Raw genomic sequence first — 13,438 nt, forward strand, 5'->3', positions numbered from 1 at the left:
TGCGGTGAAATTCGCGGTAACGAAAACCATGAAAAATCGCGCGTTTATGCCCTTCAGATTTCGCTGCATCGACCGTTATGGTAGTAGTCGTTACGCATCGATGCGTATTTTCGACGCTTGAGTATCCACGCCGCGCTGAGAGACGCGGCGCGTGCCCGCCGCGAGAGGCCGAATTCTCGTGGCGCTCGCACGGGCAAAGAGACTTGATCAGAATGACGCGCAAAAGAAACTGGCGCGCAAAAGGCCACGAATGAACGGTGTCTACAACCCGCTGTTGACGTGCCTGTCCGTGGTGGTCGCGTTTCTTGCGTCGTTTACGGCGCTCGAGGGCGCCGCCATGCTCAATGCGGTGACCAGCAGCCGCTGGCGCCACGTCTGGCTAGCGGGCAGCGCGTGCGCGATGGGCATTGGCATCTGGTCGATGCACTTCATCGGCATGATCGCGCTGACACTGCCGATTGCCGTGGGCTACGATCTCGACGTCACCGCCGCTTCGCTTGCACTGGCCGTGCTTGCCGCGCTGGTGGCGCTGGCCACCGTCAGCCGCGGCTGTCTCTCGCCGCGCCGGCTGCTGGCTGCCGGCATCGTCATGGGCCTGGGCGTAGCGGCCATGCACTACACCGGCATGATCGCGATGCGCATGTCGCCGGGCATCGACTACGATCCCGTGCGCGTCGCACTCTCTCTTGTCATTGCGATTGGCGCGTCCATCGGCGCGCTCTGGCTCGCGTTCCATCTGCGCGACTCGCGCCGCGAAAACATCGTCTGGAAGCGCCTGGGCGCCGCTGCGGTGATGGCGTTCGCAATCAGCGGCATGCATTACACGGGCATGAGCGCCGCCACCTTTGCCGATGCCAGCCGCTGCCTGAGCGCGCACAAGGTCGATGCCAACGCGCTCGCGCTCATCGTGGGCGTGGCCTCGACCGTCGTGCTGATCGGCACCTTGTGGATCTTCGGCGCGCAGGCCAACCGTCTGTCCGCCTCGCTCGATCGCGCGGCCCGCACCATCCGTCATCTCGGCACGCACGACGCGCTCACCGATCTGCCCAACCGCGCGTATCTGATGGTGCGCGCAAAGGACCTCGCGCAGCGCAGCGCGCGCGCCGGCAAGACGCTGGCGGTGCTGTTCGTCGATCTCGACGGCTTCAAGGTGGTCAACGATACGCTCGGCCACAAGATTGGCGACGATCTGCTGCGCCAGGCCGCCTCGCGCATTGCCGGCTGCGCGGGCAAGGGCGATCTGGTGGCGCGGCTGGGCGGCGACGAATTCGTGGTCGTGACGGCCGGACTGAACACTATGACCGACCCGGCCGACGCCGCCGATGCCATCGCGCGGCGGATTCTCGCCAGCCTCGCCGATGAGTTCGTCCTGGCCGACGCGCTGCCGGTGCGCATTGGCGCGAGCATCGGCATTGCGCTCGCGCGCGACGAGGGCGTTTCGCTCGACACGCTGCTCAGCCACGCGGACTGCGCGATGTATGCCGCCAAGCGCAGCGGCCGCAACACGTTTCGCCGCTTCGAGGACAGCATGAGCCGCTCCACGCTGCGCTCGCTGCACATCCAGCGCGACCTCCACACGGCACTCGCGCGCGAGCAGTTCGATCTCGTCTTCCAGCCTAAATACACCGTCGACGGCAAGGCCATGACGGGCGCGGAAGCGCTGTTGCGCTGGTCCCATCCGGTGCTTGGCAATGTGCCGCCGCTCGAATTCATTCCTATCGCCGAACGCGCAGGCCTGATGATCGCAATCGGCGACTGGGTGCTGCGCCGGATCTGCGCGCATCTCATCGAATGGGAGCGCGAAGGGCTGGGACCGCTGTCGATTGCGATGAATCTATCTGCGATGCAATTCAACCTGCCGCGTATCGTCGAGCGCATCGACGCGATCGAGACGGCCGCGGGCGTGCCGCCCGAGCGGCTCATGTTCGAGATCAGCGAAGCCACCGCGATGCAGGACGTCGATCGCACGCGTGAGGTCGTCCAGGCGCTGCGCGATCGCGGCTATGCGGTGGCGCTCGACGATTTCGGCACCGCACTTTCCAGCCTTGGGCATTTGCAGGATTTTCGCGTCGATCAGATCAAGATCGATCGCGCCTTCGTCAACGGCCTTGACGATACATCGTCGCGCAGCTCGGCATTGCTGTCGGCGGTGATGGCGCTGGCGCGCGTGCTGGGCATCGAGGTCGTGGCGGAAGGCGTGGAGACCGTCGCGCAATCGCTCAAGCTGCTCGCGCTCGATTGCGATCAGATGCTGGGTTTTCTGTGCGGCTCGCCACTCGCGTGTGACGATTTCAGACAGGCAATGACGGCTCCGCTCGCACTGAAAAACTAGTTGCGCGCGCATGGGTCGAATCACTCCTGCGCAATGACCAGCAGTCGCGCTACAATTCACGCGCTGTTTTGAAATTAAATAAATGTTTCCTTTTTATGGAAACCCGAGGGCTGGACTTTATCGAAGTCCATAGTAGCGACCAGCGCACGATAAAAATAAATCTTGAGAAACTGGTGTTATTCATATGGCAAGTGAACTGGATTTGCGGCGGGACGTCCGCACACCAATGTTGTTCGGGCCACTGCTGCTCAACAAGGACGGCAGGGCGCTTGCCCAGGTCGCCGACCTGAGTTCGCATGGCGCGCTGCTCCACGCCCGCAGCGGCCTGTTTTCGTGCGGCGAGACGGTATCGGGATGGATACAGTCATCGGCCGTGGATAAAGACGACGAGATCGTGGTCGTGGTGGCGCTCGAAGTGCGCTGGATCACGGAAGATCACGAGAAAGGCTGGAGCCGCGTGGGCTGCGAAATGCGCCCGCTGGATTCGCGCTCGAAAGCGCGCCTGCGCAGCCTGATCGCGAAGGCCGCGCCGTAAAGGCGTTTTGCTTGCGGGTGGGGGCGCAGGCTGCAACGTCGCGCCCGTCTGCGTTAGCAGCGGCTTTATGACTCGAGTGGATAAACGTATCGGATTTGCTTCGTTGTCAGCCTGGGCGGGCGCACGTAGATTGAGCGTTTTCGCACCGATAAGGCATTCCGCGTGACTACGACCGCTTCCTTGCCCGCGCACACCGCTCAAGACGCGCAACAGCATTTCGACATTCGTGCTTTCGATGCGCCGCTGGGCGCCGAGGTCATCGGCCTCGATCTCGCAAAGCCGCTGGGCGCGCAGGATTTCGCGCGCCTGCACCGCGCTCATCTCGACCATCACGTACTGGTCTTTCGCGACCAGTGCATCACGCCGGAGCAGCAGATCGCTTTCTCGCGGCGCTTCGGTCCGCTGCAGATTCATGTGCTGCACCAGTTCGCGCTGCCTGAGCACCCGGAGGTCCTGATCGTCTCCAACATCGTCGAGAACGGCAAACCGGTGGGGCTGGGCGATGCCGGCCACTTCTGGCACTCGGACCTCTCGTACAAGGAAAAACCGAGCCTCGGGTCGATGCTGCATGCGCAGGAATTGCCCGAGGAGGGCGGCGATACGCTGTTCGCCAACATGCATCTCGCGTGGGACCGCTTGCCCGCGCATCTGCGCCGCGCGGTCGAAGGACGGCGCGCCGAACACACCTATCTTGCGCGTTATGCCGAACTGCAGTCGCGCAGCCCATGGCGGCCGAATCTTTCCGCCGAACAGATCGCGCAGGTAAAGCCGGTCGTGCATCCGGTGGTGCGCACACATCCCGAGACGGGCCGCAAGGCGCTGTTCGTGAGCGAGCATTTCACGACGCGCATCGTCGATTTACCCGAGGACGAAAGCCGTGCGCTACTGGATGAACTGTTTGCGCATAGCGTGCGCGATGAGTTTCTGTATCGGCACGTCTGGCGCGAACACGATATGGTGTTCTGGGACAACCGCTCGCTGATGCACCTGGCGGCGGGCACGCCCGACCATCTGCGCCGCAGGCTGTATCGCACGACGATTGAGGGGGATGCGCCGTTTTGAGTATTTGGGTGCATATTCGCTGCCCGTTTGACGACGGGCAACTCCTATCGCCTGCACGTTATCGGTCCTCGTGAAGCTGTTGAAGAATGTCCTCTTCGACCACTCCAGGGGATTGATTCATATGGCATATGATGGGATCGCAGCGGCGAACTACGCATTTAGTCATGCGCAAGCGGGCAGCACGGGCAACTGCGCAAAGTATGTTCGACGTGCCATTGAATGGGGCGGAGTCAGTATTCAGCACACGGAAGCCGCCAAAAATTATGGCGCTTACCTACAGGCAGCAGGATTCTTCGAGGTGGCGGGTGCCCCCGTACGGGGCGATGTTGCCGTGATACAGAGCATCACGGGCCATCCATACAGACACATGGCAATCTTTGACGGGCACATCTGGATCTCAGACTTCAAACAGCAGCCCGGTCCTCAAGGTTTCTATCCCGGCCCCGCGTATCGCGCGGCTCACCCCCCGTACAAAATCTATCGGCATAACTGACCCCCTTATGAAACGCTTCCTGTCGATACTCGCCATTTGTGTCCTTGTCTTCAGCCACCATGCGTTCGCTGCGGGCACGCAAGACACACCAGAAGCCAGGGCGCACGCGTTCTATACGTGGTACCTCAAAGCCGGCGCAAATTTGTCTTATCCGTTGCTCAAGGAAGGTATCTTCGATTTTGTCTCAAAAGACACAGTGACCCGGTTGCGCGATGACTATCGACATAACCGCTTGCCGGAAGATGTCGACTACTTCCTGAAAGTACAGGATGAGGACGATCAGGACTGGTTGAGTCACATTGCAACACATCCGATTGTCATGCTCGGGGACGTCGCGGTTTTGCCGATCACGTTCGGTTCGAAAAGCCAAACGAATGTCATTGTGTTTATGCGCAAAACCGCGGGCATATGGAAAATAACGAAGGTCGATAGTACGTTGGACTATCGCTGACCCTTCATAGCTGAATTTGTCAAAGGCCGTGCAAAGTTGCACGGCCTTTTTCGTTCATAGAGGCGGCCACGCGTGATTCCCGCTCCACCGATAAGGATTCTAGAACTCGTTCGTTGTGCTGGATGAATCGGCCTCGTATAACTGCACGCTGTACTTTGCGGTTATACAGGGGATTATCTTGAGCACTCTCGACATCGATCCGGCTGCTGCAGCGTCGATTTCAGCGCCCGGTTCTGCGCCAATCCGTTCAGCCAGCGACGTTTCGCGATTAATCAACGCCAGCACCGCGCGCGCCAGTCACGCGCGCGTGATCGTGCTGCTTGCCCTAGGCGGTGTGTTTCTCGACGCCTACGATCTGACGACGCTTTCCTATGGCATTCAGGACGTCGTGCGCGAATTCAACCTCACGCCCGCGCTGACCGGCATCGTCACGTCTTCGATCATGATCGGGACGATCCTGGGCAGCCTCGTCGGCGGGTGGTTTACCGATCGTATCGGCCGCTATCAGGTTTTCATGGCCGACATGCTGTTCTTCGTGGTCGCGGCTATCGCTGCCGGTCTCGCGCCCAACGTGTGGGTGCTGATTGCGGCGCGCTTTGTGATGGGGCTTGGCGTGGGCATCGATCTGCCGGTGGCGATGGCGTTTCTCTCCGAGTTCTCGAAGTTTCAGGGCAGCGGCAACAAGGCGTCGCGCCTGGCTGCGTGGTGCCCGATGTGGTACGCCGCGTCGTCGGTCTGCTTCCTGATTGTTTTTGGGCTGTATTTTCTGCTGCCGCAGGAGCACGCGGGCTGGCTGTGGCGCGCTTCGCTGATCTTTGGCGCTGTGCCTGCGCTCATCATCATCGCGGTGCGCAGCCGCTTCATGAACGAGTCGCCGTTGTGGGCGGCGAATCAGGGCAAACTCGATGACGCCGTGCGTATCCTGCGCGAGTCGTACGGTATCCACGCGCACAAGGCCGACACCGCGCCCGCATCGCACGCAGTGCCCACGGCGGCCAGCCAGCCGCGCGTGAGTTTTCGCGTGCTGTTCCAGCGTCCGTATCTGTCGCGCACCATCGTCGCCAGCGTGATGAATCTGTGCATCCCATTCGAATACACGGCGATTGCGTTTTTCCTGCCGTCGATTCTTTCGCAGTTTCTCGGCGCGGGCGTGTTCGAAACGATCTCGGCTTCGCTCGCGCTCAATGTGCTGTTCGCGTTGACGGGTGGTCTGCTTGGCATGCGCCTGGCGCATACGCGGCCCTCGCGCCATGTCGCGCTGGCGGGCTTTGCGCTGCAATTCGTGGCGCTCGTTGCGCTGGCGTTGCTGGGCCATCCGCAGACGGCGCTGGGAATCGGCATCGCGCTTGGCGGGCTGGGCGCGTGGCTGTTTGCGGAAGGTTTCGGGCCGGGTGCGCAGATGATGATTTACCCGGCGCTCTCGTACCCGACCTCGATTCGCGGCACGGGACTCGGTTTCGGGCGCGCGCTCACGGGCATCGGCAGCGCGGTGGCGCTGTTCGTGCTGCCGATTCTCAACGCGCGGCTTGGCACCGACATGTTCTGGGTCGTGGCGCTGGCGGCGATTATTCCCATCGGCTTTCTGGCGGTGGTGAAGTACGAACCGACCGAACACGATATCGACGACGAGGACACGCACGCGCGTGCGGAGCGCGCCATTACGTGACTCAGGCCGAATTCAACAACCATCATGCGCGGCCCGTGCTCGCCATCTGCGTGGCGATGGGCTTTACGACGCTGCTCGACCAGACGATTTTCGGCCTTGCGTTGCCGCGCTTGCGCGATAGCCTGCAGGCGTCGGCCGATGAACTGCAGCTGATCGTTTCCGTCTATTCGATCGCGTTCGGTATCGCGCTCGTGCCCGCTGGGCGCCTGGGCGATCTCATCGGGCGGCGGCTGCTGTTTCTCATCGGCCTGGCGATGTTCAGCGGCTTCAGCCTTGTGGGCGGGTTGGCGGATAGCGCGCAGGTGGCGATCGTCGCACGCCTGTTGCAGGGCGTGGGCGCGGGCATCATCAACACGCAGGTACTGGGCTTGATCCAGGATCTGTTTCGCGCAGACGCCCAGGCGCGAGCGCTTGGGCGTTATGCGTCCGCTGGCGGTTTGGCGGGGCTGGCCGGGCCCGTTCTGGGCGGCCTGATCCTCGCGCTTACGCCTGCCGATGTCGGCTGGCGGCTGATGTTTCTCGTCAACGTGCCGTTCGGTATCGTCATTTTTTATCTGGCTTTACGGCATTTGCCGCGCAGCAGTTCGTCCGGCGCGCGATTCTCCGTCGATGGAGTGGGGCTGCTATTGCTGAGCGCCGCCACGTTGTTCGCGATGCTCGCCACACTTCAAAATGCCGATGCGCTGCTGTCCGCACGCACCTGTCTGGTGGCTGCGATCGCCGGGGCCGTACTGTTCGTGCTGTGGGAGCGGCGCTATCAGCGTCGAGGCGGCGCGCCGATTCTGGGCGCGGGGTTGAGCGGCTCGCCGGGCTATGTGCTGGGCACGCTCGTCGCGATGTTTCAGTTCGCTGGCGGCACCACCTTCGGGATGGTCACGACACTGTTCTTTCTCGACGCGCTGAAGACCGGCCCCCTTCTATACGCCTTGCTGTCGATTGCGCCTGCGGTGGGAATGATGGTGTCGTCGGCGCGCAGTTGGCGCTTTGCTGCACGCTTTGGCCGTATGGGCGTGGTCGCTGCCATCGCGGCTTATATGGCGGCGCTCGTGTTGTTCGGCGCGGGCGTGCTGCTCCTGCCGGTGGCCGGGATTTTGCTGCTGTATCCGCTGCCTGGTTTGCTGCTGGGAGCATTCGGGGGGCTGATTCACGCACCTAATCAGGCGATGACGCTCACGGAACTCCCAGCGGGCGAGGGGCGCGGCACGGCCGCCGGTTTCTTTCAGTTGTCGCAACGGCTGGCGTCGTCGGTGGGCATGTCGTGGGGGATCGGGTTGTTTCTCGGCGCGGCGAAGGCAAACGGTGGCCTGCCCGCGTGGCGTCACGCTTTTGGCGAGGCGTTGCTTCTGATATTGGCGCTGCTGGGTTGTGCGCTGGCGGCCGCGCTGGGTGACGGGATTCGCAGGCGACGGACAGGCGCGGTGCGTGTCGGCGCGTTGGGGAATGCTACGGGTCTGGACTGAACGCTGCGCCCTTTGCGCGGCGGCCCAGAGAGGTCTGTCTCCCTGGATATTGCCCCAAAGGGCAATCGGGTTGCCCTTTGCCCTAATAGCGAGCGATCGGGAAATGTCCGACTCTTTTATGGCTGCGCACTTGCAGCATGATTCCCGGCGCATAGACGCCTGGACGGCTGAAAGCTTCCCAAGAGGGCGTACCGATGGCACTTTCGCGTAGAGATTTTCACCGCGTGAGCATGGCACTGGCGGCAGGCCTGGCAGGTGGTGTAAACGGTGCAAACGGCGCAAACGCCGCCACCGAGGACGGCCCAACGCCTCTGGCGACAGGCGCCGGGAGTCCCATGGAACCTTTGGGTGGCCAACCTCCGGCGGGTTCGGTCTCGTCGATCAAGGATTTCGACTACCAGATCAAATATCAGCGCGCGTTCGAAGCGGTGCTCTGGAACATGCCGGCCATTGCAATCTATAGCTTCCGGCGTGCTGCGTTCGACAATCTGGGCGTCAAGGACAACGACATCATTTCGTATTCGGCGCCCGCGACGCCGAAGCTCGAAGCCATCACGGCGAATAGCACGACGCCCTATATCACGGCGTTTACCGATCTGCGCAAAGGGCCCGCGGTGCTGGAAGTGCCGGCCGCCAGCGCGCAAGGGAGCGTATACGGGCAGGTGGTCGACGCCTGGCAATTCACCATTGCGGACGTGGGGCCGTCAGGGCTGGACAAGGGCAAGGGCGCTAAATTTCTCTTCACCGGGCCCGGCTACAATGGCACCGTTCCCAAGGGTTATCTGCACGTCGCCTCGCCTAACTTCCGGATTGCGCTGGCGTTCCGCTCGGTTCGTGCGCCGGGCAAGAGTGTGGCGGACGCGTATCACTACGCGCAGCGGCTGCGCATGTACTACCTGTCCGAAGCCGCGAATCCGCCGAAGCAGCGCTTTATCGACCCGATCCACGACCGCTATCCCACACTGCCGTTTTTCGATGAGCGTCATTTCGACGACATGCACGCCATCATGAGCGTTGAACCGGTCAATCCGCATGACAAGATCATGATGGGCATGCTCACCTCGTTGGGAATCGAAAAAGGCAAGCCCTTTACGCCCGATGAGACGGCGAAGAAAGCCATGCGCCAGGCCGCCATCGATGCGTGGTTCTATCTGCAATACTGGTACGACCATTTCCCGCGCGAGAAGCTGTTCTGGCCGGATCGGCACTACGCCTCGCTGCTTCAGGCCGACGACAACCGGACGTTCACATTCGTTTATGACGACCGTATCGACCTGATCAATCGAGCCGCCGAATATTTCTGGTGTACCTATATGCCCCGGGTTTTGAGCGACGATCCTGCTACCCAGTATCTGATGGCCGTGGCGGACAGCAACGGCAATCCCCTCGAAGCAGGAAAGTCATACAAGCTCGACGTTCCGGCACAGATGCCGGTCAAGCAGTTCTGGGCGCTCACGGTTTATGACCGCGCAACGAATGCGTTCATTTACAGCGAGTCCAACCGCACCACGCTTTCGTCTTACGACCTCGACAGCATGAAGAAAAATGCGGACGGCGGCGTGACACTCTACGTCGGCCCCAAGGCGCCGCAAGGTCTGGAGTCGAACTGGATCCCGACCGCAGGCAGACGCCCGCTGCCTGCCATGCGTCTTTATGGCCCGACCGAAGCCATCAATAGCAAAGCATTCAAGCTCAACGATTTTCAGCTTGTTTAAATGCCGATCATGCCACGTACTAGCCATCGAAGCGTTAATTCCCTGATCTCGAAGAGGTGAACGAATGAATTCGAACACACTGGGTCGCTCGTCGCATCTGTTGCGCTGCGCCATGGCGATCCTTGTTTCGGGCGCGGCCGCTTATGCGGGGCACGCGTCGGCCCAGACTTCACTTTCGCAAACGCTGGAGTCGAGCCGCGACGCGCTGGCGAATGCACCGTTTTCAGGCGATTTCCCCACCGCGGAATCGGCCAAGGCCCTGAGTGAAGAGCTGTATTTTCAACGCGCGGTACAGGTCTATCTGTGGTCGCTTCCGGCCGTGAATATATTCGCAATGAAGGAAGGATCGGAAAAGACTTATGGCGCGGGCTATAACGTGTTGCCGGTCTGGAAGCAGCGCTTGAACGCAAAAACCAAGGTGACCACGCCGAATTCCGATTGTCTCTACGCCATGGGTTACGTGAATCTGGCCAAGGACGGTCCAATCGTCGTCGAGGTGCCGCCGAAAACGCAGGGCATACTGGATGACTTTTTCCAGCGTCCGCTCACCGGGCCCACGATCAACGGCAAGGCCTATAGCGGCGACTTCGGCTTCGTCGGTCCCGACGGCGGCAAAGGCGGCAAATATCTGATCGTGCCGTGGAATTACAATCGTCCCACGCCGAAGGGTTATTACGTCTACCGCTCGCGCACCAACAACGTGCTGGTATTTTTCCGGGTCTTTTTCACGGACCCGAAGGATCTGAAACCCGCGAATGATCTGGTTGCGGCCGCACACATCTATCCATACGGCAAACGCGAATCCGCCGTGCCGATGAAATTCCCGGACGGTTCGACCGATCCCGCCAACATGCTGTTTCCGCACGACGGCGCGTACTTCGACATGCTGGCGCGTTTTGTCGAGCAGGAGACCGTCGATCCCGCAGATATGGACTGGCGCGGCATGATGGCGGCAATCGGCATCCAGAAGGGCAAGCCGTTCCAGCCGACCGAGCGGCAGCGCGAGCTTCTCGACAAGGCCGCCAAAACGGCGTTCAAAATGAGCAAGACGGAGATCTGGGACGGTCTGAGTACCCAGCCTGGCGGCAAATACTATCCGGACCGCCAATGGGAAAATGTCTTCGCGGGACAGAATCCGCAATTCCAGGCGAGCGGCACCTTCACGAACCTGATCCAGCGCGACGCCTATTTCACCACGGCTTATGCAGCAAGCCCTGGCATGGTCGTGGACATCGTCGAGAAGGGCGCCAAATACCCGTCCACCTGGCGCGACTCGGACGGCAATCTGCTGCAGGGCGGCGCGACCTATCAGCTCCATCTGCCGCCCAATATTCCGGCGGCCAACTTCTGGTCGGTGACGGTCTATGATCCGATCACGGCGTCCGGGCTGGACAACGGTCAGCCGCTGCCGTCGCTGAATTCGATGGACAAGCCCGCGCCGAATGCGGACGGTTCCTACGACATTTACCTGGGCCCGAAGGCGCCGGCCGGCAAGGAAGCAAACTGGGTGCAGACCGTGCCGGACAAGGGCTATTTCATCATCCTGCGTCTCTATAGCCCGAAGGAAGCCTTCTTCAACCAGACCTGGAAACCCGACGACCTCAAGCGCATTTCGCAATAGGGAAAAATCGAGGGAAATGTCGAAGCCGTCGCCCGGCGGCTTCGATTTCGGTCTTCGGTTTCGGTTCCGATCAGCCCGCCAGAATCAGATCGGCGGCCTTTTCGCCAATCATGATCGACGCCGCGTTCGTGTTGGGCGAGCACATGGTCGGCATGATCGACGAATCCGCCACGCGCAGCCCCGGCACGCCGTGTACGCGAAGCTGGGGATCGACAACAGCCATTGCATCGACGCCCATCTTGCAGGTGCCGATAGGATGCCAGCTGGTCTGGCCAGACTCGCGGATATATTGCATCAGCGCGGCCTCGTCCTGAACGTCGATTCCAGGCCGCGTTTCTCGCTCGACGAGCGGCGCGATGCCGGGCTGCCGCATCACGCGACGCGCCAGTTGCAGCGCTTCCAGCATCACCTGCTTGTCTGCGTCCGCGCTCATGTAGCGCGGTTCGATCAGCGGCTCGTCGCGCGGGTCCTTGCTGCGGATATGCAGTTGTCCGCGCGACTCCGGGCGCAACTGGAAAAAGCCGACGCCAAAGCCCGGAAAGCGATCGAGCCCGTATCCCTTGCCTGCATAGCGGTCCGCACCGCTGATGTGATGAATCTGGATCTTGACACTCGGGCGGCCGTGCTGCGGTCCCGAGCGCGCGAGCGCATGCACCGTGGCCGATGGCGTCGCCATGATGCCGCGCCGCGTTGTCAGATAGCGCATGCCCATCCACGCCTGACGCAAAGGACTGCTCATGATTTCGTTGAGCGTGATCGAGCGCGTGCAGGCGTAAGTAATGCGCGATTGCAGATGATCGATCAGATTCTCGCCTACGCCTGGCAGATTGCGCCGCACCGCAATGCCGAGCTTTTGCAATCGCTGCGCGTCGCCGATGCCCGACAGTTCGAGAATCTGTGGCGTTTTGATCGGCCCGGCGCTGAGTACGACTTCGCGCGCGGCATGTGCGGTGCGGGTTTCGCCATTCTGTTGATATTCAACGCCCGTCACGCGGTTGCCTTCGAAAAGCAGGCGCGTCACCAGCGCGCCGGTTGCCATGCGCAGATTGCCTTGTGGCCGTCCGTGCAGATAGCCGATGGCCGTGCTGCAACGGCGCCCTTGTCCGACTGATAGCTGCAGATAGCTCACGCCTTCGTAGTTCGCGCCGTTGTAATCGTCGGTCTGCGGAATACCTGCGTCACGGCAGGCCGTCAAAAATGCATCGCTCAATGCATTGGGATGCACCTTCGCCACCGACGATACCTGGATCGGGCCTTCCCGCCCGCGCAACGCCGGGTCGCCCAGCGCGGCGGTTTCCAGGCGCTTGAAATACGGCAGCAGCGAAGCGAAATCCCAACCCGTATTACCCAGTTGTGCCCAGTGATCGAATTCGGCCGGCTCACCACGCACGTAAATCATGCCGTTGACGGAACTCGATCCGCCAGGCATCTTGCCGCGCGGCCAGTAGATGCGCTGGCCGGCCAGTTGATGTTGCGGCTCGGTGGAAAACTGCCAGACGTATTTGGGGTTCATCAGCAGCTTCGCCACGCCGATGGGCGTACGCACCCAGAAGTCGCGTTCGCGCGCATCGCCCGCTTCGAGCAACAGCACGCTATGTTTGCCGCGTTCGGCGATACGCGTAGCGAGCGTCGCGCCTGACGAGCCTGCTCCGACCACGATGTAGTCGAATGTTTCCGTGTCTTGGTTTTGCATGGCGCTGCCCGGTCAATGAGTGGCGTACCAGACGCCGAGCTGCTCAGCTTCGATGCCCATGCGCTGGAATTGCCGGTCCGGCATTTCCGGTTGCGGCGTGGCGGGACCGAAGCGCGACGGTTCCGGCTCGACCACGAGCGCGATAAACACGGGACCGCGCGCCTCCAGCAGTTCAGGCAGTGCATCGGCGAATGCGGCGGCATTCAGGAATCGACGGGCCGTTGCGTAGCCTGCCGCGAGCGCCATGGCCGGAAAATCCACCTGTCCCGCGCCCGGCGTCGGCAGATTGGATGCGCCTGCGAACTGCACGCCGTTTTCGATCACGATATGCACGAAGCGCTGCGGCTTCGCTTCGGCAACCGTCACGAGTCCGCCGAGTTGCATCAACAGGCTCGCGTCGCCATCGACGA

The 13,438-nt window shown here is 61.6% G+C and carries 11 protein-coding genes; 9 read left to right on the forward strand and 2 right to left on the reverse strand.

Translation table 11 applies throughout. From position 1 onward, the window contains the following. The first annotated feature begins 250 nt into the window (after positions 1 to 250). The 9 genes from VG320_RS12210 (at position 251) to VG320_RS12250 (ending at position 11,335) form a co-directional block, all read left to right on the forward strand. Positions 251 to 2,332: a putative bifunctional diguanylate cyclase/phosphodiesterase gene (locus tag VG320_RS12210; RefSeq protein ID WP_327200367.1), complete on the forward strand. Its 2,082-nt coding sequence runs from the start codon at positions 251 to 253 to the stop codon at positions 2,330 to 2,332. A gap of 184 nt (positions 2,333 to 2,516) precedes the next feature. Further along, positions 2,517 to 2,867 carry a PilZ domain-containing protein gene (locus VG320_RS12215; RefSeq protein ID WP_327200368.1) on the forward strand — a complete coding sequence of 117 codons (351 nt, stop codon included), beginning with the start codon at positions 2,517 to 2,519 and terminating at the stop codon, positions 2,865 to 2,867. Positions 2,868 to 3,029: 162 nt separating this feature from the next. Then, a complete protein-coding gene (locus VG320_RS12220) occupies positions 3,030 to 3,929 on the forward strand; it encodes a TauD/TfdA family dioxygenase (protein ID WP_327200369.1) in 900 nt (299 codons plus the stop codon). A 70-nt stretch (positions 3,930 to 3,999) separates the two neighbouring features. Beyond that, the gene (locus VG320_RS12225) at positions 4,000 to 4,422 is read left to right on the forward strand and encodes a CHAP domain-containing protein (protein WP_414696025.1); all 423 of its coding nucleotides are present in this window, start codon (positions 4,000 to 4,002) and stop codon (positions 4,420 to 4,422) included. A gap of 7 nt (positions 4,423 to 4,429) precedes the next feature. Then, positions 4,430 to 4,873 carry a DUF3828 domain-containing protein gene (locus tag VG320_RS12230; protein WP_327200371.1) on the forward strand — a complete coding sequence of 148 codons (444 nt, stop codon included), beginning with the start codon at positions 4,430 to 4,432 and terminating at the stop codon, positions 4,871 to 4,873. A gap of 178 nt (positions 4,874 to 5,051) precedes the next feature. After that, positions 5,052 to 6,539, forward strand: a complete 1,488-nt coding sequence (locus VG320_RS12235) for an MFS transporter (RefSeq protein WP_327200372.1) — start codon at positions 5,052 to 5,054, stop codon at positions 6,537 to 6,539. Continuing rightward, positions 6,536 to 7,999, forward strand: a complete 1,464-nt coding sequence (locus VG320_RS12240) for an MFS transporter (protein WP_327200373.1) — start codon at positions 6,536 to 6,538, stop codon at positions 7,997 to 7,999. Before VG320_RS12235 ends, VG320_RS12240 begins: the two co-directional genes overlap by 4 nt. Positions 8,000 to 8,334: 335 nt before the next feature. Next, the gene (locus VG320_RS12245) at positions 8,335 to 9,714 is read left to right on the forward strand and encodes a DUF1254 domain-containing protein (RefSeq protein ID WP_327200374.1); all 1,380 of its coding nucleotides are present in this window, start codon (positions 8,335 to 8,337) and stop codon (positions 9,712 to 9,714) included. Between the two features lie 64 nt (positions 9,715 to 9,778). Next, on the forward strand, positions 9,779 to 11,335 hold the full coding sequence (locus tag VG320_RS12250; RefSeq protein WP_327200375.1) for a DUF1254 domain-containing protein: 1,557 nt from the start codon (positions 9,779 to 9,781) through the stop codon (positions 11,333 to 11,335). Positions 11,336 to 11,405: 70 nt separating this feature from the next. Here the strand turns inward: VG320_RS12250 and VG320_RS12255 are convergent, their stop codons facing one another. Continuing rightward, complete coding sequence (locus VG320_RS12255) at positions 11,406 to 13,028, reverse strand: GMC family oxidoreductase (protein ID WP_327200376.1); 1,623 nt, start codon at positions 13,026 to 13,028, stop codon at positions 11,406 to 11,408. Between the two features lie 12 nt (positions 13,029 to 13,040). Then, positions 13,041 to 13,438: thiamine pyrophosphate-dependent enzyme (locus tag VG320_RS12260; RefSeq protein ID WP_327200377.1), on the reverse strand; the 398-nt coding region annotated here is incomplete at its 5' end.

Origin of the sequence: Paraburkholderia sp., assembly GCF_035948235.1 — a bacterium.
Taxonomy (GTDB): Bacteria; Pseudomonadota; Gammaproteobacteria; order Burkholderiales; family Burkholderiaceae; genus Paraburkholderia.